Below are 19,002 nucleotides of genomic sequence, written 5' to 3' on the forward strand. Positions count from 1 at the left end.
ACTGCCGGGTCTTTCCTGTCTCGGTTGGTCAAGTGGAGCATCGTGGCAGCACCGGCCTTGGAGGGAAGATGGTCGCGTGCTTCCTTCGCGACTCCTGTGGTGTGATCCCCGGCCCATCCCCCGTTTCAACCGGCAGGAGCCAGTGACGCTGATCGTCCGTGATCCCGGCTTCTACGAGCCGGCCGAAGAGGACGACTGCTGGACGTTCTGGTACTTCTGCCAGACCCATGACCGTCACTACCAACACGAGGCTTGCGGGGAAGGGAAACATCTCATCGCCCTGCACTGCGAAGAGCACGGGCCTGAGAGCATGTGGCCCCAACCCCTCATGCTGATGTTTCCCGAGGGATTCGCCCCTCCTCTCAGCGATGCTCAACTGGCTTGGGTGCGGTCGGAAGACGACGCTGTCTAGTCATGGTCTGAGAGGCGGTCACTTGGCGTGCCCGGTGTCTGCTGCCTCGTGGTGTAGAACCCTGGGTATGGGGAGTGAGCGGCAGCAGCAGATGAAGGCGCTTGGGGTGCGTCTTCGGGGACTTCGTACAGAGGCCGGCTTGACGGGTGCCGTGTTGGCGCAGCGTGCTGGGGTGGGACAACCGACCGTGTCCAAGGTCGAGAACGGGCGCATGGTTCCCAGCCTCGACGTCCTGCGGCGCTTGACGGTTGCCCTCGACCTCGACGAGTCGAGCACTCGTGGCGTGCTTGACCTCCTGGTTGCTGTCGAGACTGCTCCGGATGTCGACGAGGCAGCCAGCGATGAGGCCCCCGTGGGGGCGACCCTCGATGACGCGGTGCGGTCCGCACGGCTGGTGCGTTCGTTCCAATGCGTCGTGCTGCCCGCCATGCTCCAGACCGCGGAGTACGCCCGGCACGTCTTCGACAGCGCGCCGAACTCCACCCCTGAGGCCGTCGGCCGGGCTGTCGCTGCCCGTGTGGAGCGGCAGAGCCTCCTGTATGAGCCTGGGCGGGAGTCAGTGTTCGTGCTGACGGAAGCCGTGTTGCGGACCTGGCCCGGGAACCCTTCGCTGATGCTCGCTCAGTTCGACCGGCTCCTGGCCGTCGAGAGTCTCAGCACCGTGCGCCTCGGGGTCATCCCGTGGCGTCGGGCGGTGCCGGTCATGCCTCGTCACGGGTTCACCTTGTGCGACCGGCGGGCGGTCGTCGTCGAGACCTTCCGAGGTGAGCGGGTCCTGGACGACTCCGCTGAGGTTGCCGCGTACGAGGAGACCTTCGCCCGGTTCGAAGAGGCTGCGATCTTCGGGATCGAGGCGCGGGAGATGCTGCTCCGGGTGATGCAGGAGTTCCGGGAGTTGGCGGACTTCACCACCCGTTAGAGGAATAATTCCTCTAGATGCCTGGCTCATCGGTCGTGCGTAGGAATACGCTGCTCGCAATGCTGTCTAGCCCCCTAGACGTAGAGGAGAGTTTCCATGCCCAAAAAGTGGTGCCGCATCTTTCCCGGCCTGGCCTGGCAGGTCGCGGAGGCCCGACACTTCGTCGCCGCCCTGCTTGAGGATGAGGGTTCAGGCCTGGTGGATGACGCAGTCCTGGTAGTCGGCGAGATGGCGGCGAATGCCGTCCGGCACACGCGAAGCGGCTGGTACCGCGGATGGTTCCTCGTCGTCGTCTGCTTCGACGACGACATGGTCCGCATCGAGGTGACCGACCAGGGCGGCGACGAGGAGCCCCTGCTCCGCAGCGTCAACAGCCAGGTGGAGGAAGGTGGCCGTGGGCTGATGATGGTCGCCGCCTGCGCCAAGGACTGGGGCGTGAAGGACCGGCCCGCCGGTGGGCGTTGCGTCTGGGCAGAGCTGCCGCGGAATGGAGCGGCATGACCTCCTCTCCGGTGGTGATCCGTGGCCGTGGCTGCCTCGCGGGCAGCGGAGGGTGAGTCCTCGTGGGGTGCCTCGGCGGCGGGCTGGCTTCTATGTGATCGGAGTTCATTCGGGCAGGCGACTCCCGCCCATTCCGTCTAGGGCCCTAGACTCCTGGGTACTTCTAGGAGGTGTGGTCATGTCGGACGAGTTGCAGCGGATCATGGCGATCGATGATCCGTACCTGCTCCTGCGTGAGGTCACGACGCGGTTGGCCGACGCGCAGCAGGAGGTGACCGAACTCGCCCGGCTCCGTCGCCGTGTGGTCCAGGACCTCCACGCCCAAGGGCTGTCGTACGCGCAGATCGCCGAAAAGGCCGGCCTGAGCCGCGGGCGGATCCATCAGATCCGGCACACCGGTCCGGCGCCCGAAGGGGCGTTCCTCGGCGCGGGGGCCGTCACGATCGTCACCCCGCTGCGCTGGGACGGCGAGAAGAAGCGGCCGGTCGTCGCCATGGCCGACGTCAACTCCGGGAAGCGGCTCGAAGAGCTGGCCAAGTCGTACGGGCTCGACGTCAGCTCCGGCCACGTCCAGGTGAGTGGTGAGGTCGACCTCAACCGGGACGGCCTGGTCGTCGTCTGCGGGCCCGGCATGTCCCAGGCCATGAGCGACCTGTACGCCCAGGACCCGGTACTCGGCTGGGAACACCCGGAGGGTGAGCCATGGGCTCTGGCGGACCGGCGTACCGGCACGTCGTACCGCGCGGGAGCGGACACGGAGCCGTACCGCCCGCACGACGTCGGATACCTCGGCCGGCTGCCCCGCCCGGACGGCAACGGCTCGGTGCTCGCCATCGCGGGAATCCACACCGCGGGCTCCCTCGGCGTCGTGCAGCTGCTCGCCTCCGACCTCAGCGCGCTGTGGGGACAGGTGGGGGAGCGCAACTTCTCCGCACTGGTGGGCGTCGAGTGCGACCCTGGGACCGACGAACCGCAGTCCGTCGAACTGCTCACACCCCTCTACCTGCACGACGAGGAGACGACGGCGTGAACGTCGCCCTCGCCTCGCTTCCCTCCGAAACCGGCCAGCAGAACGAGGACTTCGCCGCTGCTGCGGCTGGGGCGGCCGTTCTCCTGGACGGGGCCGGCGTGGCCGGGGCCGACACCGGGTGCACGCACGGCATCGCCTGGTTCTCCTCGACGTTGGGCGGGCTGCTGCTGAGCACCATCACCGCGCATCCCGCCCGGTCGCTCGCCGACTGCCTTGCCGACGCGATCCGCGTCGTTCGGTCCCTGCACGAGGGCAGTTGCGACCTGACCCATCGGGCCAGTCCGACGAGTACGGTCGTCGTTGTCCGGGCCAGCACGGGAGCTCTGGAATACCTCGTGCTCGGTGACTCGACGCTTCTCCTCGCCGACCAGGACGGGAAGACGACCGCCGTCACCGACCAGCGCCTGGACGAGGCCGGCAAGCGACTGCGCGCACCGGTCGACGAACTGCCCACCGGCACGCCCGAGCACGCTGCTGCGCTGGCGCGGTACCGCGACGCCCTGACGGGGCTCCGCAACCGGCCGCGCGGCTTCTGGATCGCCGGGCCCGATCTGCAAGCGGCCGAACATGCCCTTACCGGGACTGTGCCGCTGGAATCGCTGGCGTCCGTGACGCTGCTGAGCGATGGTGCGACGAGACTCGTCGACTCCTTCGAACTTGTCACCTGGGAAGGGGTATTGGCAGTTCTCGGCTCGTCCGGGCCTGATGAATTGATCCGCCGCGTACGAGCGGCGGAGGCTGACGATCCTGACGGTCGGCGTTGGCCCCGGGGTAAGGCGCAGGACGACGCCACGGTCCTGCAATGGGTGTTGTCCTAGGCCTGTGGTTGCCTCATGCGGACGCGGGGTGGCCAGCTGAAGCGAAGCAGCTTGGCACGCTTGAAGCGAGATCGGCGAGGAGTCGGGGAGCGCTCTCCAGCGCTTTGAGTCGCCTGTGTCCGCGACTCATCCTCCCAACCCCCACTGGTCAAGGCCGGAGTAGATCAGGGCAGTGCGAGCTGCTGGGAAGGACAGACATTCGGCCTCCCCTGCATAGACCGCCACCAGCGAGTCGGCTCCTCGCCACCAGGTGTCTGCCAGCCCCTTCACTTCTCGCACGGGCTCGTAATCGTCCAGCGCAATGCTGTCGACGTCGTCGCCGGTGATCTTGGTGATCTGCTTCGCAAACATGGATGCATGGTGGGTCAGGGCGAGCGACTCTACCCACCCTTCGACGGTTGCATGAAGGGGTGTCCACTGATGTGAGTGGATGCCGAACTCGTCTGCCGGCCCGATCATGAACGAGTAGGGGACGGCGCTCCGCTGATCCCCTGCCTCGAACGACCACCCTCCAGAGGGCGAGCATTCCGGCACGTCAGGGTAAAAGTACTTGGGACCCCCGTCGTACTGCGGTGCGGGCGGCAAGACCAGGCCGCCCCATCGTTGCTGGTAGGCCGCCATCCGGTCGATCACTGCGGCGGGTATGTTTCGCTCAAGCCACCACTGCCTGTTGACCGACTTGATGTCGACCTTGATGCCGTGACAACTGACAAAGGTGCGGGCTCTTTGGGTCAGTCCACCGGAGACGTCGTTGTAGGGGTGCGGATTCACCAGGCGGACGCTACCCGGTACGGCTGGTTGAGGCGCTGGAGAAACGGCAGCCCGGAACTCGACTTGCATACCCCCCTAGACAGTTGACGGGTCGTCGGTCTAACGTAATCGTCAACCCCCCTAGACAGTTAGGGCGGGTCGCTCCCCGTGCTGTCTAGGGGGGTATTCAAACCGAAGCGGCGCGGACCGAACGCGTTGCCAATAAGTGAGGTTCAAGAAATGCGTGTCATCCCCGTAGACGTCTCTACCGCGACGCTGCTCGTCACCAAGCTGCCTGAGGTCAAGGTGAAGGACCGTCAGACCGGTGAGGTCGCCGTGGACCCGGTCACCAACCAGCGGCTCATGGTGCTGGAGCTGGTGTTCATCGCGCAGGGCGGTTCGGACATGATCAAGGTGACCGTCCCCGAGCAGGGCATCGGCGAGGGCTTGGTGATGGGTGCTCCGGTCATCATGTCCGGCCTCATCGCCCGGCCCTGGGAGAGCGAGTTCGGCGGGCGGGTGCGTCATGGCATCGCCTACCGGGCGGACGCCGTCATGGTCAACGCCCCCGCTCCGGTGCAGGGCTGATCACCATGACCGACTCCCTCTGGGCACTGGTGGTATGCCTGCTCGCCGTGGCTGCGCTGCTGGTTCTCCGCCGTCGTCTGCCGGTCGCGTTCTGGTGGCTCGTGGGCTATCCGTTCGTCGCGCTGCGCGTGCTCACCACCTACCGGGCCACGATGGACGCCTGTGGTCTGACGGTTCCGGCCTCGGCTGTCCGTCGGGCCACGGCCCGGGTGATCGGACGGGAGGCCGCCCCCGTCCCGCCTCGGCGGTCGCTGCCGTGGCCGACGGGGTCCGGGCTCGTGATGCGGCTGCGCATGGCTACCGGCCAGGCTCCTGAAGACTTCATGGCGTCGGCTGACCGGCTGCGGCACGCCTGGGCCGCGCACGCCGTGCACATCCGCCCGACCAAGCCGGGCTGGCTCGAACTGCGGCTGATCGGCTGGGACGTGCTCGCCGACGTGCGGCCCGCCCGGCGGCAGCACAAGAGCGGCCCTCTCGCCCTGCCCCTGGCGCTTCGCGATGACGGCCGCTGGCACGTACGGGACTTCCGTGCCGTGCCGCATGAACTCATCCTCGGGGCAACGCAGTCCGGCAAGTCCGTGTACCTGCGGAACCTGCTGTGCGGCCTGGCCCGGCAACGGGTCGTCCTCGTCGGAATCGACTGCAAATGGGGCGTCGAACTCGCCCCGTTCGCACCCCGGCTGTCCGCGCTCGCCGACACCTCGGACCGGGCAAACGAACTCCTCGACGTCCTGCTGGAAGAGATGGAGGCACGGTTCCGGCTGATCGGTCTCCGGTCCGGGGCGGGTGCGGATGCCGTCCTCACCTCGGACGTGTGGGGACTGCCTGAGGCGGTGCGGCCGGTGCCGGTCGTGGTTGTCGTCGACGAGGTGGCTGAACTCTTCCTCGCCGCGAGCCGGGACGACGAGAAGCGACGCGACGCCATGGTCACCAAGCTCATCCGTATCGCCCAGCTCGGTCGCGCGGCCGGCATCTATCTCGAAGTGTGCGGGCAGCGCTTCGGCTCCGAACTAGGCAAGGGCGCGACCATGCTCCGCGCCCAGCTCACCGGCCGCATCTGCCACCGGGTCAACGACGAGTCCTCGGCGAACATGGCGCTGGCCGACATCTCTCCGGAAGCGGCGCTCGCCGCAACGTCCATCCCGGCCGAACGGCCCGGTGTCGCGATCGTCGGCGACTCCTCCGGCGGCTGGTCCCGCGCCCGCTCGCCACACCTCACCCTCGACGAAGCGGCGGCCGTCTGCCGCGCCACCTCCGCCCTCGTGCCGGAACTGCCCAGCCTCGACTCCTTCCGGCCCGTCGCCGCCGTCGAATCTGCTGGGCCGGTCTCTTCGGTGACCGCCGTGCCTGTCGCTCGCCCGCTGACCGAGTAGCCGCACCCCCTCTCCCCACGGCCGGCGTGACCGCCTCGCGCCGAGTCCCTACCCCTCCCATGCCTCGAACAGGAAGGAAGTCGAACCGATGCGCGCCCAACTGGCCCGTGTGGACGCCGTAATCGTCCAAGCCGTCATTGCCGGTGCCCTGTCCTTCGCGCACCTTCACGACCTGGCGGAGGCGGCCGGACAGGGCGGCTGGAAGGCATGGGCCTACCCCGTATCCGTCGACCTGCTGCTGGTCGCCGCCTGGCGTCGGATGCGCGAACAGCAGCGCGCTGGACAACCCGCCGGGGGAGCGCGGCTGTGGTTCCTGGTCGCGCTGGCCGCATCCCTCGGCGCGAACGTCGCGACCGCCGGACTCCTCGACCTGGACGACGTCCCCGCGTCGCTCCGCGTCGTGGTGGCCGGCTGGCCCGCCGTCGCCTTCTTCGGCGGAACACTGCTCGCCCACACACCCCGAACCCCGGCGCCCGCGGTGACATCGGTACCGGAGACGCCCCCGGCCGCCGTCGATGAAGACCACCGTGATGCCCTCCCGGTGCCTTCCCCCATCCCGGAGCCGACTTCGCAGCCCGCTGCCGAACCGATCACCGTTCCCGTCCGGCCCTCTGCTCCTGCCGTCTCCCTGCCACCCGCCCTGGTCGACCGCGTCCGAGGCCTCGCCGAGGAACACCGCGCCACCACCGGCCGCCCGGCCGACCCCGACCACGTCCGCGTGCGGCTGGGCCTGCCTCCGTCCATGACCGCGTCCGTCGCCGCCCACCTCTGAGAAAGGACCGTCTGGCATGTCTCCGCGCTTCCGCAACGTCCGCCGCATCGGCCCCGTACAGGTCGCCTCCTACATCGCCCGCGGCCGCAACCGCCACCTCGCCACCTGCACCGCACCCCGCTGCGACTTCTCCGCCGAATACGACAGCCGCGCCGCCGCCGAACTCGCCGCCCGCACCCACCGCTGCAAGGCCTGACAGGAGACCGCTGCCATGACCGTCCCGCTCTGGTTCGCCGTGCTCGTCGTCGCCGTCCTCGGCATCCAACTCGCCCGTCCGCCGTGGTGGCTGGTCGCCCTGCTCATCCTCGGCGGCTACCTCGTCGCCAACAGCGTTCTCGCCCCTGCAGTCGCCTCGCTCCTCGACTGACCACAGAAGGGACTGTCCTGTGTTCACCCCCAAGTACCCCCGCCCGGACACCGCACCGATGGCCGTCAGCCCGCCTCCGGTGACCTACAGCCCGTCGGTCTACAACCCCACCGCCTATGCCCCGGCCCCGGTTCCGGCGGCCCCCGCCTCCAACCGGCCGACGGTCCAACTCACCCCGGGCAGCGTGCTCACCCTCGCCGCCGGTGGGGGAGCCCTGGTCCTGGTCGTCGGCGCGGTCCTGGTCTCTATGCTCCTCGCCGTCGCTATCACCGCCGCTTCCGTGGCCGTCTGCGCCGTTGTCATCCGCTCGATCCTCAAGAGCGACCGCCGCTGAACTCAACTGCTCTGCATCCCGGCTTGCCCACACTGTCTAGCCCCCTGGACGAGCCGGGGTGTCCGTCCCGAACTCCCACCCCTCCAAGGAGGAACCCGCACATGCGCCCCCAGGCTCCTGCTGGAGCCATCCGCCAACTGGCCACCCTCGCCCAGTACGGCGACCTCAGCACCTACGCACACCAGGTTCAGCGCCTCGGCGGTTGCGAGCGGCCCGTGCGGATGGAGGGCCACCGCCTCGACGTCCACGCGGCAACCGGCGAGATCGTCCGCGAGATCTTCGACCGCGACCTTCCTGCCGGACAGCTCCTCATCCGTTGCAACAACCGTCGGGCCACTCGGTGCGCGGCCTGCGCCGAGGTCTACCGCAAGGACACCTTCCACCTCGTCACAGCCGGCCTGAGCGGCGGCAAGGGAATCGGCCCGGCCGTCGCCGGACACCCTCGCGTCTTCGCCACCTTCACCGCTCCCTCCTTCGGGCCTGTCCACAACCGGCCCGGCGGTGGTCGCTGCCGCTGCGGACGTAGTCACCCGGACGACGACCCCGCACTCGGCACTCCGCTGAACCCGGAGCGCTACGACTACCGCGCGGCCGTCCTCTGGAACGCGCGCGCAGGTGCCCTCTGGGCCCGGTTCACCACCTACCTGCGCCAACAGCTCGCCTCCCGCGCGGGCATCGGCCGCTCGGCGCTGCGCGACTGCCTCAAGGTGTCGTACGCCAAGGTCGCCGAGTATCAGCGGCGCGGGGCCGTCCACTTTCACGCTGTGATCCGGCTCGACGGTCCGGACGGTGCCGAGGACACCCCGCCGGTCTGGGCCACGACAGAACTCCTCAGCGACTCGATCCGCTCTGCAGCCCGGCTCGCCGAGGCACCCGGCCCGACCCTCGATGGCCGCGCCCACACCTTCCGCTTCGGCGAACAGCTTGACATCCGCCCCATCGCCTCGGCCGACTTCACCGGGCCCACCAACCTGACCAGTCGAGCTGTCGCCGCCTACATCGCCAAGTACGCCACCAAAGGCGCGGAGAGCGCGACGGGCACTCTCGACCGTCCGATCCGCAACCCCGTCATCGATCTCATTGGCACCGATGTCACCGACCACGCCCGACAGATGATCCTCACCTGCTGGCACCTCGGGGCGCTCCCCGAACTCGAAGACCTGCGCCTGCGTAAGTGGGCTCACATGCTCGGCTTCCGCGGCCACTTCTCCACCAAGTCCCGCGCATATTCCGTCACCCTCGGCGCCCTCCGCCAGGAACGCTCCGACCACAACGAAGCGCTCACCCGCGAGCGTGCGGCCGTTGCGGGTCACCCGCTGCCCGACCCGGACACCGTCCTCGTTCTCTCGCACTGGCGCTTCGCCGGTACCGGGCTGACCGCCGCCGAATCCTGGCTCGCCACCTCACGGCGACCCGACACCCCGGACACGGAAGGAGACTCGTCGTGGACCGCCGACGAGACGAACTGATGACCGTCCCGCAGATCCTCGCCGAGCTGGGCGGAGTCTCCCGCCGCACTTTCTACCGATGGCGCGAACTGGGGCATGCCCCAGAAGCGATCAAGCTTCCGAACGGTGAACTCCGCTTCTGGCGCAGTGACTTCACCTCTTGGCTTCACGGACTTGGGGAGGCGGCGTGAAGTCCTACGACGTGCGGATCTGGAGCATCCGCAAGAGGCCGACAAAGAAGGCTTCGTATGAGGTGCGCTGGAGGGTCGCCAGCACGCTGCCGTTCTCCGAGACCTTCCGGACCAAGGCACTTGCCGACAACTTTCGCGCGCAACTGCTCAGGGCCGTGCAGAACGGGGAGGCATTCGATTCGGAAAGCGGTCTGCCGGACTCGATGGCGACGGCCAAACCGTCCCTCACTTGGTACGACTTCGCACGGGCGTACATCGCCATGAAGTGGCCGCATGCCGCGCCGAACTCCCGTGACAGTGCCAACGAGACGATGACGCTCGTCACGACACAGCTGCTCGACGACAGGCCGGGTCGGCCGGCTGATGACGTGCTCCGACGTGCGTTGCGAGGCTGGGCCTTCGTCGTCCAGGGCGCGGACGAGGAACCGCCGCCCGTCGACATCGCGAATGCCCTGCGCTGGGTGGCCAAGGCATCGCTGCCGCTGGCGACGCTCAAGAACCCGGCGGACATCCGACGCATCCTCGACTCGCTCAAGCTCACGCTGTCCGGTGCCACGGCCGCCGCCGAGACGGTACGGCGCAAGCGGGCTGTCCTCTTCAACGCCCTCGCCTATGCGGTCGAGCTGGGGGAGCTCCCCGAGAACCCGGTCACGCTGGTGAAGTGGAAGCCGCCCAAGGTGACCAAGGAAGTGGACCGCCGTGTCGTCGTGAACCCCCGGCAGGCCGGGGAGCTCCTGGCCGCTGTCTCGTATGTGGGTGGGTACGGCCGGGCTCGTGGGCGTCGGCTGGTCGCGCTGTTCGCCTGCATGTACTTCGGCGGCCTGCGTCCGGCTGAAGCGGTGGCGTTGCGTCGTCAGGACTGCGCGCTGCCGGACAGTGGGTGGGGCTCGTTGATCCTGGAGAAGAGCCGCCCGACCGTCGGTAAGCGCTGGACCGGGACTGGTGCCGTTCACGACGACCGCGGCTTGAAGAACCGGGCGGCGAATGAGACCCGCATCGTTCCGATTCCGTCCCGCCTCGTGCGCATGCTCCTCGCGCACATCGAGGAGTTCGGCACCGCCAAGGATGGCCGGCTGTTCGCCAACGAACGTGGGGGAGTGGTCGCCTCCACTACGTATTGGCGTGTCTGGGATGAGGCGCGGCACTTGGCGCTCACGCCCGAGCAGGCGGCGTCACCGCTGGCGGCTCGGCCGTACGACCTGAGGCACGCCGCGCTCTCCTCGTGGCTCAACGCTGGCGTGGATCCGACCGAGGTCGCCGAGCGGGCGGGCAACAGCGTCGAGGTGCTTCTGAGTCGCTACGCCAAGTGCCTCGACGGTCGGCAGGACGTCGCCAACCGTCGGATTGCTGAGCTCCTGGAGGAGCATGGCGACCAGGAGGGCGAGCCCGGCGACGAGACCTGATCCCGACACACCTACGACCGCCCACACGCGGCATGATGGCCCCTGGACTTCCTGTCCGGGGGCCTCGTCGTTTTCGGGGTTCTACCTGCGGATTTATGCCCTGCGGCCTGGCCGCGAATAGGCCGCGGGCTCCGACATACGGCCGCTCCGAGCGGCACACGGCTGCACATACGCCAAGACCCCGTCCTCAGCGAAAGTGCTGGTGGCGGGGTCTTTGGGCACCTCGTACAAGGTGCCCCCGGCAGGATTCGAACCTGCGCACACGGCTCCGGAGGCCGTTGCTCTATCCCCTGAGCTACGGGGGCGTATCGGCCGGGAGGGTGTTGCTCGCGGCGACGGGTAGAACACTACCAGCTCGTTCGGGGTGTTCATGAACGGGTTTCTGTGGGGGTGGATGAGGGTGTGTGGGTCGCCCGCACGGGGTGGAAGTGGGGAAAACCCGGACGCGGTGGCCGGTCCCGACCTACTCTCGACTTGTGTCAGGCGCGTCGGGCCGGGTGCTTGTTGTGGACGACAACAAGGTCATCCGGCAGCTGATCAGGGTCAATCTCGAGCTGGAGGGCCTCGAGGTCGTGACCGCCTCCGATGGTGCCGAGTGTCTGGATGTCGTTCATCAGGTGCGGCCCGATCTTGTGACCCTCGATGTCGTCATGCCCCGGCTGGACGGGCTGCGGACCGCCGCTCGGTTGCGTGCCGATCCGCGGACGCGTGATCTTCCCCTTGTCATCATCAGCGCCTGTACGCAGTACGAGGTCGAGGCCGGCCTCGACGTCGGCGTCGACGCCTTCCTCGCCAAGCCCTTCGAGCCCGACGAACTCATCTCCGTCGTCAAGACGTTGATGGAGAGGGCGAGGGGCGTGGGTGGTGAGGAGGGGAGTGCGGTTGCCGGCGCGTTGGATCTGGGGCTTGGACTTCGGCTTGGGCTTGGGTTGGGGCTTGAGAATGGGCTTGGGGCGGGGGAAGGCGTGGGCGAAGGTGTTGGGGCTGGGAACGGGTCGGGTGGCGGGGCCTCGGGCGCCGAGTAGCGTTGCCGTCGTCTGCTGAACCGGTCCGCCGTTGCGTCTGCTGGTGTGTCGCGCTTGGTGCGGGCTGCGTGGCGCGGTTGTCTCGTTCGCGGGGTTTTGGTCCGATCGTCCGTCCGTATCCCGGACCCTCCCTAAACCGGCTCGCCTACCCACCCCCCTCCTCCCATACGCTTGTGCCGTGACTCCCGTCGAGCTGTCTCGGACCGTGCTGCGCGCGGTGCGTTGTGCTGTCGACGACGGGGAGCTCAGCGTGGCTGTTCCTGCGCGGGCCGTGGTCGGGCCGCCGGGGGGCGGCGGGCGGGGGGACTACGCGACCGGCATCGCCCTGCAGCTCGCCCGGTACGCCGGGCAGCCCCCGCTGCGGGTCGCCGAGGTGCTGCGTTCGTATCTTGCGCGTGCCGAAGGCGTCGCCGGAGTCGAGATCACCGGGCCCGGGTTCCTCAACATCAGCCTCGACGGTTCTGCCGTCTCCGACCTCGTCCGGCGGATCCTTGGCGAGGGAATGCGGTACGGGCACGGCGATCGTCTCGCCGGGCGGGTGTTCGAGGTGCGGGTGCCCTACGAGGTGCGGGCCGAGGTTCTTGCTGATGTGCTTGCGCGGATCGTCGGGGCGCAAGGCGGTCGTGTCGACGTTCGGCACGGAGTCCCGCATGGATTCCTGGATTCATTCCCGCCTGAAGTCGGGGGTGAACGGGCCGGCGCCCCTCCCGTCCTCGCCCCTTCCGTCCTCGCCCTTCACGCCGTCCCCGCTCCCGAGGATCCCGCCTTCCTCGGGCTCGATGCCGCTCGGTGGGCTCTGCTTCATCCTGCGCCGCATGATCGGCCCCGGATCACCGCCGACCACCTGGTCCAGCGCGAGAGCAACCCTCTCTTCCGGGTTCGCTACGCCCACGCCCGTGTCCAGGCCGTACGTCGTAACGCCGCCGACCTCGGGTTTGCCGCCGATCCCGACCCGCACCCCCACCCCGGTCCCGTGGACGGACGTGATCTCGTCGCCCTTCTCGCGGACTACCCCCGCGTCCTCGCGACAGCCGTTCCCGCCGTTCCCGCCGTTGCCCCCCTCCCCGTCCCTGACGTCTGCGCTGTCTCCCGGGTCAGTCGTCAGCTCGTCGCGGTCGCCGATGCCGTTCTTCCTCTCCTTTCCGATGTGCTTCCGCTCGGTGAGGAGAAACCCTCGGCCGCCCACCGTGCCCGGCTGGCGCTTGCCGAAGCTGCCGGGGTGGTGCTGGCCGGCGGCCTGTCCCTGCTCGGCATCGACGCACCCGACCATCTCTGACACCGCGCCTTCAAAAACCTCCGACACCGCGCCCTTAAAACCTCCGACACCTCTGACATCTCCGAATCTCTGACATCTCTGACATCTCTGACATCTCTGAGACTTCTGAAAGAGCACGTACAGATGAGCCGTTCCGCCCACCCCGCCGGGCCCCGCCACGCCGACGTCCTCCCCGAAGGGCACTACTCCGCGCCGCCCGCCGATCTCAACGTCCTCGACGCGAAGGTCTGGGCGCAGACCGTCGCGCGCAACGCCGACGGTGTCGTGACCGTCGGCGGGGTCGACGTCCTCAGCCTCGCCGAGCAGCACGGCACCCCGGCCTACATCCTCGACGAGGCCGACTTCCGCGACCGCGCCCGTGCCTGGCGTACCGCCTTCGGGGCCGACGCCGACGTCTTCTACGCCGGCAAGGCGTTCCTCTCCCGGGCCGTCGTGCGGTGGCTGCATGAAGAGGGGCTGAATCTTGATGTGTGCAGCGGTGGGGAGCTGGCCACCGCGCTCTCCGCCGGGATGCCCGCCGATCGCATCGCCTTCCACGGCAACAACAAGTCGAAGGAAGAGATCCGGCGGGCTGTCGACGCCGGTGTCGGGCGCATCGTCCTCGACTCGTTCCAGGAGATCGTCCGGGTCGCGCACATCGCGCAGGAGCTCGGGAAGCGGCAGCGGGTTCAGATCCGGATCACCGTCGGGGTCGAGGCCCACACGCACGAGTTCATCGCCACCGCCCACGAGGACCAGAAGTTCGGGATTCCGCTCGCCGGCGGGCAGGCCGCGGAGGCCGTGCGGCGCGCGCTTCAGCTCGACGCGCTGGAGCTGGTCGGGATCCACTCCCACATCGGGTCGCAGATCTTCGACATGTCGGGGTTCGAGGTCGCCGCGCACCGGGTGGTCGGGCTGCTGAAGGACGTCCGCGACGAGCACGGCGTCGAACTGCCCGAGATCGACCTCGGCGGCGGGCTCGGCATCGCCTACACGAGTGACGACGATCCGCGGGAACCGCACGAGATCGCCAAGGCGCTCACCGAGATCGTCACCCGGGAGTGTGAGTCCGCCCGGCTGCGGACGCCGCGCATCTCCGTCGAGCCCGGGCGGGCCATCGTCGGGCCGACCGCCTTCACCCTCTACGAGGTCGGCACCATCAAGCCCCTCGACGGGCTGCGGACGTACGTCTCCGTCGACGGCGGCATGTCGGACAACATCCGCACCGCGTTGTACGACGCCGAGTACAGCGTCGCGCTCGTCTCCCGGACCAGCGATGCCGCGCCGATGCTCAGCCGTGTCGTCGGCAAGCACTGCGAGAGTGGGGACATCGTCGTCAAGGACGCGTTTCTGCCCTCCGACCTGGCGCCCGGCGATCTCATCGCCGTGCCCGCCACCGGCGCCTACTGCCGGTCCATGGCCAGCAACTACAACCATGTGCTGCGGCCGCCCGTCGTCGCCGTGCACGAGGGGGCCTCGCGGGTCGTCGTGCGGCGGGAGACCGAGGAGGATCTGCTGCGGCTCGACGTCGGCTGAGCCCGTTGGTGAACGCCGCAGGGGAACAAAAAGAAACGGAAAGCGTGGGCGGAGAATCTTCTGTCTGCCGCCCCTGCGAAAATGAAATAGATGTCTCACGATCCGGACCGGGGATAGAAACTCCGGTCCGGTGGGTGAGACTGGGTCAACCGGAAACAACCGTAGACGGTATGAGGAAACGAGGTCGGATGATGCGTACGCGTCCGCTGAAGGTGGCGCTGCTGGGCTGTGGAGTGGTCGGCTCAGAGGTGGCGCGCATCATGACGACGCACGCCGACGACCTCGCCGCGAGGATCGGTGCCCCCGTCGAACTGGCGGGCGTGGCCGTGCGGCGGCCCTCGAAGGTCCGGGACGGCATCGATCCCTCCCTCGTCACCACCGACGCCACCGCGCTCGTCAAGCGCGGCGACATCGACGTCGTCGTCGAGGTCATCGGCGGCATCGAGCCCGCTCGTACGCTCATCACCACCGCCTTCGAGTACGGCGCGTCCGTCGTCTCCGCGAACAAGGCGCTGCTCGCGCAGGACGGCGCCGCGCTGCACGCCGCCGCCGAGGAGCACGGCGAGGACCTCTACTACGAGGCCGCCGTCGCCGGCGCCATCCCGCTGATCCGCCCGCTGCGCGAGTCCCTCGCCGGGGACAAGGTGAACCGGGTGCTCGGGATCGTCAACGGCACCACCAACTTCATCCTCGACAAGATGGACAGCACCGGCGCCGGCTATCAGGAGGCCCTCGACGAGGCCACCGCCCTCGGCTACGCCGAGGCCGATCCGACCGCCGACGTCGAGGCGTTCGACGCCGCCGCCAAGGCCGCCATCCTCGCCGGGATCGCCTTCCACACGCGCGTGCGCCTCGACGACGTCTACCGCGAGGGCATGACCGAGGTCACCGCCGCCGACTTCGCCTCGGCGCGGGCGATGGGCTGCACCATCAAGCTGCTCGCCATCTGCGAGCGGGCCGCCGACGGGGGCTCCGTCACCGCGCGCGTGCACCCGGCGATGATCCCGCTCACCCACCCGCTCGCCTCGGTGCGCGGCGCCTACAACGCCGTGTTCGTCGAGTCGGACGCGGCCGGGCAGCTCATGTTCTACGGTCCCGGCGCCGGCGGTGCTCCCACCGCCTCCGCCGTGCTCGGCGACCTCGTCGCCGTCTGCCGCAACCGGCTCAGCGGGGCGACGGGGCCCGGCGAGTCGGCGTATGCCGCCCTGCCGGTGTCGCCGATGGGCGATGTCGTCACGCGCTACCACATCAGCTTGGACGTCGCCGACAAACCGGGCGTTCTCGCCCAGGTGGCGACCGTGTTCGCCGAGCACGGAGTGTCCATCGATACGGTTCGCCAGCAGGGCAAGGACGGCGAGGCCTCTCTCGTCGTCGTCACCCATCGCGCGTCCGACGCCTCCCTGACCGGGACCGTCGAGGCGCTGCGCAAGCTCGACACCGTGCGGGGTGTCGCCAGCATCATGCGGGTTGAAGGAGAGTAACCAGCAATGACCCACCAGTGGCGCGGAATCATCGAGGAGTACCGGGACCGGCTGCCGGTATCCGACAGCACGCCCGTCGTGACGCTCCGTGAGGGCGGCACGCCCCTCGTGCCCGCGCAGGTGCTCTCCGAGCGCACGGGCTGCGAGGTCCACCTCAAGGTGGAGGGCGCGAATCCCACCGGGTCCTTCAAGGACCGCGGCATGACCATGGCGATCACGCGGGCCAAGGAGGAAGGGGCGCAGGCCGTCATCTGTGCCTCTACGGGCAACACGTCTGCCTCCGCCGCCGCCTACGCGGTGCGCGCCGGCATGGTCTCGGCCGTCCTCGTGCCACGCGGCAAGATCGCGCTCGGCAAGATGGGGCAGGCGCTCGTCCACGGCGCGAAGATCCTCCAGGTCGACGGCAACTTCGACGACTGCCTCACGCTCGCCCGCGAGCTCAGCGACAACTACCCGGTGGCGCTGGTCAATTCGGTCAACCCGGTGCGCATAGAGGGCCAGAAGACGGCCGCTTTCGAGATCGTGGACATGCTCGGGAACGCCCCCGACATCCATGTCCTGCCGGTCGGCAACGCGGGCAACATCACCGCGTACTGGAAGGGCTACCGGGAGTACGCCGCCGACGGCATCGCCGCGCAGACGCCCCGGATGTGGGGCTTCCAGGCGTCCGGCAGCGCCCCGATCGTGCGCGGCGAGATCGTCAAGGACCCGTCGACCATCGCCACCGCGATCCGCATCGGCAACCCCGCCTCCTGGAAGTTCGCGCTGGCGGCGCAGGAGGAGTCCGGCGGCTTCATCGACGAGGTGACGGACCGTGAGATCCTGCGCGCCTACCGGCTGTTGGCCGCTCAGGAGGGCGTCTTCGTGGAGCCCGCGTCCGCCGCGTCCGTGGCCGGTCTGCTGAAGGCCGCCGAGCAGGGCAAGGTCGACCCGGGGCAGCGGATCGTCTGCACGGTCACCGGCAACGGTCTGAAGGACCCCGACTGGGCCGTCGCCGGCGCCCCGCAGCCGGTCACCGTCCCGGTCGACGCGGCCACGGCAGCCCAGCGCCTCGGCCTCGCCTGAGCGACGGACGCGTCTCGGCTCCGCCTGGGCGACGGACGCGTCTCGGCTCCGCCTGGGCGACGGACGCCCGACCAGCCGACGCATGACGTCCGACGCCCGGGCAGCGGACGCGTGACGCCGTCGCCTCAGCGGCCGAGGCATGACGGCCGACGCATGACGACGGACGCCCGGGCAGCCGACGCATGACGACCGACGCCCGGGCGGCCGACGCGCGACCGCCGACGCCGCAGCGGCCGACGCACGACGACCGGCGCCCGGGCAACCGACGCGTGACGCCGACACCACAGCGGCCGACACGCGACCGCCGACGCGTCAGCGACCAACGCACGACGGCCGACGCGTGACCGTCGACGCGTCAGCGGCCCACGCATGACGGGCCACGCATGACGGCCCACGCATGACGGCCCACGCATGACGGGCCACGCATGACGGCCGAAGCGTGACCGCCTGCGCGTGACCGTCGACGCGTGATTGAGTCCCCGACGGGTGGGCTTCCGGTTTGGGAAGGCGACCCGCCGGGGGCTTTGCGTAGTGGGGGTGCACGGGGGGCTTGCGACACGCATCGTGCGCCTCCTGTGCGCCCTATGTCGCCGCGGAACCTTCCTTCGATAGGCTGTACTGAACCCGCCCGCCGCATATGCCGCAGAGTCGCGTCGCCGCCAGCCAGTGGCCGTCGCCAGTCGCCGTCGCGGTTCCAGGGTTCTCCCATACGCATCGAATGTCATTCGACACTCCCGCAGCTCAAGGAGAGTCATCGCGAGATGGCCGGTCCCGCCTTCCGAGCCGCCCCCGTCCGGGTGCGCGTCCCCGCCACCAGCGCCAACCTCGGCCCGGGCTTCGACGCCTTCGGCCTCGCGCTGGGGCTCTACGACGACGTCGTCGTCCGGGTGGCCGACTCCGGGCTGCACATCGACATCGCGGGGGAGGGCAGTCAGACGCTGCCGCGTGACGAGAAGCATCTTCTCGTCCGTTCCCTGCGCACCGCGTTCGACGTCCTGGGCGGCCAGCCGCGCGGGCTCGAGATCGTCTGCGCCAACCGCATCCCGCACGGCCGGGGCCTCGGTTCCTCCTCCGCCGCGATCTGCGCCGGCATCGTCGCCGCGCGCGCGGTGACCATAGGCGGCGAGAGCAAGCTCGACGACGCCGCGCTGCTGGAACTCGCCACCGAGATCGAGGGGCACCCGGACAACGTCGCGGCCTGTCTGCTGGGCGGGTTCACCCTGTCCTGGATGGAGTCGGGCGCCGCGCGGGCGATCAGGATGGACCCTGCCGATTCCATCGTTCCGGTGGTTTTCGTGCCCGGGAAGCCGGTTCTCACCGAGACCGCGCGCGGACTGCTCCCGCGCTCCGTCCCGCACGTCGACGCCGCGGCCAACGCGGGCCGGGCCGCACTACTCGTCGAGGCCCTCACCCGGCGCCCCGAACTGCTGCTGCCCGCCACCGAGGACCGGCTGCACCAGGAGTACCGCGCACCGGCGATGCCGGAGAGCGCGGCGCTCGTGGAACGGCTGCGCGCCGACGGCATTCCCGCGGTGATCTCCGGCGCGGGACCCACCGTGATGGCGCTGGCCGACGCGGCCACGGCCGACAAGGTCGAGGCCTCGGCCGGTGCGGACTGGGCCGCGAACCGCCTGGCCATGGACGTGCAGGGGGCGTGCGTGCTGCCTCTCGCACCCTCCGGTGCACCCTCCGGCGACATTTAACAAGCACACGGTTGCCGGATTTCGAGAGGGG

General features: G+C 69.2%; 21 protein-coding genes and 1 tRNA gene. 20 read left to right on the top strand and 2 right to left on the bottom strand.

Annotation, left to right across the window (positions count from 1 at the left end):
- Positions 1–142: 142 nt before the first annotated feature.
- The 5 genes from ACWCPF_RS30620 (at position 143) to ACWCPF_RS30640 (ending at position 3,680) form a co-directional block, all read left to right on the top strand.
- Positions 143–412, top strand: a complete 270-nt coding sequence (locus ACWCPF_RS30620; RefSeq protein ID WP_451048337.1) for a hypothetical protein — start codon at positions 143–145, stop codon at positions 410–412.
- Between the two features lie 67 nt (positions 413–479).
- Positions 480–1,331, top strand: coding sequence for a helix-turn-helix domain-containing protein (locus tag ACWCPF_RS30625; RefSeq protein ID WP_451048423.1), 852 nt, complete (start codon positions 480–482; stop codon positions 1,329–1,331).
- 96 nt (positions 1,332–1,427) lie between these two features.
- A complete protein-coding gene (locus ACWCPF_RS30630) occupies positions 1,428–1,832 on the top strand; it encodes an ATP-binding protein (RefSeq protein WP_451048338.1) in 405 nt (134 codons plus the stop codon).
- Between the two features lie 178 nt (positions 1,833–2,010).
- Positions 2,011–2,862 carry a sigma factor-like helix-turn-helix DNA-binding protein gene (locus ACWCPF_RS30635; RefSeq protein ID WP_451048339.1) on the top strand — a complete coding sequence of 284 codons (852 nt, stop codon included), beginning with the start codon at positions 2,011–2,013 and terminating at the stop codon, positions 2,860–2,862.
- On the top strand, positions 2,859–3,680 hold the full coding sequence (locus ACWCPF_RS30640) for an integrase (RefSeq protein ID WP_451048340.1): 822 nt from the start codon (positions 2,859–2,861) through the stop codon (positions 3,678–3,680). Before ACWCPF_RS30635 ends, ACWCPF_RS30640 begins: the two co-directional genes overlap by 4 nt.
- A 126-nt stretch (positions 3,681–3,806) precedes the next feature.
- Here ACWCPF_RS30640 and ACWCPF_RS30645 read toward each other — a convergent pair whose 3' ends face one another.
- Positions 3,807–4,451, bottom strand: a complete 645-nt coding sequence (locus tag ACWCPF_RS30645; RefSeq protein ID WP_451048341.1) for a hypothetical protein — start codon at positions 4,449–4,451, stop codon at positions 3,807–3,809.
- A gap of 219 nt (positions 4,452–4,670) precedes the next feature.
- On the opposite strand from ACWCPF_RS30645, the gene ACWCPF_RS30650 reads away from it, so the two are divergent.
- From ACWCPF_RS30650 to ACWCPF_RS30690, 9 genes are all read left to right on the top strand, one after another.
- Positions 4,671–5,018 carry an SCO3933 family regulatory protein gene (locus ACWCPF_RS30650; RefSeq protein ID WP_451048342.1) on the top strand — a complete coding sequence of 116 codons (348 nt, stop codon included), beginning with the start codon at positions 4,671–4,673 and terminating at the stop codon, positions 5,016–5,018.
- 5 nt (positions 5,019–5,023) lie between these two features.
- Entirely contained in the window at positions 5,024–6,391 is a 1,368-nt protein-coding gene (locus ACWCPF_RS30655) for an FtsK/SpoIIIE domain-containing protein (protein WP_451048343.1), read from the top strand.
- Between the two features lie 88 nt (positions 6,392–6,479).
- Entirely contained in the window at positions 6,480–7,163 is a 684-nt protein-coding gene (locus tag ACWCPF_RS30660; RefSeq protein WP_451048344.1) for a DUF2637 domain-containing protein, read from the top strand.
- 16 nt (positions 7,164–7,179) lie between these two features.
- Positions 7,180–7,359 (top strand): mobile element transfer protein, encoded by a 180-nt coding sequence (locus ACWCPF_RS30665; RefSeq protein ID WP_451048345.1) that lies wholly within the window; start codon positions 7,180–7,182, stop codon positions 7,357–7,359.
- 15 nt (positions 7,360–7,374) lie between these two features.
- On the top strand, positions 7,375–7,530 hold the full coding sequence (locus ACWCPF_RS30670; protein ID WP_451048346.1) for a hypothetical protein: 156 nt from the start codon (positions 7,375–7,377) through the stop codon (positions 7,528–7,530).
- 19 nt (positions 7,531–7,549) lie between these two features.
- On the top strand, positions 7,550–7,864 hold the full coding sequence (locus ACWCPF_RS30675; protein ID WP_451048347.1) for a SpdD protein: 315 nt from the start codon (positions 7,550–7,552) through the stop codon (positions 7,862–7,864).
- A gap of 101 nt (positions 7,865–7,965) precedes the next feature.
- Positions 7,966–9,333 (top strand): replication initiator, encoded by a 1,368-nt coding sequence (locus ACWCPF_RS30680; protein WP_451048348.1) that lies wholly within the window; start codon positions 7,966–7,968, stop codon positions 9,331–9,333.
- A complete protein-coding gene (locus ACWCPF_RS30685) occupies positions 9,333–9,503 on the top strand; it encodes a helix-turn-helix transcriptional regulator (protein ID WP_328436064.1) in 171 nt (56 codons plus the stop codon). The genes ACWCPF_RS30680 and ACWCPF_RS30685 overlap by 1 nt, the downstream gene beginning before the upstream one ends.
- Positions 9,500–10,906, top strand: coding sequence for a tyrosine-type recombinase/integrase (locus ACWCPF_RS30690; protein WP_451048349.1), 1,407 nt, complete (start codon positions 9,500–9,502; stop codon positions 10,904–10,906). Before ACWCPF_RS30685 ends, ACWCPF_RS30690 begins: the two co-directional genes overlap by 4 nt.
- A 233-nt stretch (positions 10,907–11,139) precedes the next feature.
- Here the strand turns inward: ACWCPF_RS30690 and ACWCPF_RS30695 are convergent.
- Positions 11,140–11,211, bottom strand: a tRNA-Arg gene (locus tag ACWCPF_RS30695).
- Between the two features lie 201 nt (positions 11,212–11,412).
- Here ACWCPF_RS30695 and ACWCPF_RS30700 point away from each other — a divergent pair.
- The 6 genes from ACWCPF_RS30700 to thrB all read left to right on the top strand — a co-directional run bounded on the left by ACWCPF_RS30700 (position 11,413) and on the right by thrB (position 18,971).
- On the top strand, positions 11,413–11,931 hold the full coding sequence (locus tag ACWCPF_RS30700; RefSeq protein WP_451048350.1) for a response regulator: 519 nt from the start codon (positions 11,413–11,415) through the stop codon (positions 11,929–11,931).
- A 178-nt stretch (positions 11,932–12,109) separates the two neighbouring features.
- Positions 12,110–13,207, top strand: a complete 1,098-nt coding sequence (nrtL, locus tag ACWCPF_RS30705) for an ArgS-related anticodon-binding protein NrtL (RefSeq protein ID WP_451048351.1) — start codon at positions 12,110–12,112, stop codon at positions 13,205–13,207.
- 123 nt (positions 13,208–13,330) lie between these two features.
- A complete protein-coding gene (gene lysA, locus ACWCPF_RS30710; protein ID WP_451048352.1) occupies positions 13,331–14,722 on the top strand; it encodes a diaminopimelate decarboxylase in 1,392 nt (463 codons plus the stop codon).
- Between the two features lie 188 nt (positions 14,723–14,910).
- The gene (locus ACWCPF_RS30715; RefSeq protein ID WP_451048353.1) at positions 14,911–16,203 is read left to right on the top strand and encodes a homoserine dehydrogenase; all 1,293 of its coding nucleotides are present in this window, start codon (positions 14,911–14,913) and stop codon (positions 16,201–16,203) included.
- A 6-nt stretch (positions 16,204–16,209) separates the two neighbouring features.
- The gene (thrC, locus tag ACWCPF_RS30720) at positions 16,210–17,268 is read left to right on the top strand and encodes a threonine synthase (protein WP_451048354.1); all 1,059 of its coding nucleotides are present in this window, start codon (positions 16,210–16,212) and stop codon (positions 17,266–17,268) included.
- A gap of 761 nt (positions 17,269–18,029) precedes the next feature.
- The gene (gene thrB, locus ACWCPF_RS30725) at positions 18,030–18,971 is read left to right on the top strand and encodes a homoserine kinase (RefSeq protein WP_451048355.1); all 942 of its coding nucleotides are present in this window, start codon (positions 18,030–18,032) and stop codon (positions 18,969–18,971) included.
- Positions 18,972–19,002: the final 31 nt, after the last annotated feature.

This window comes from Streptomyces sp. NPDC001858 (assembly GCF_053594615.1).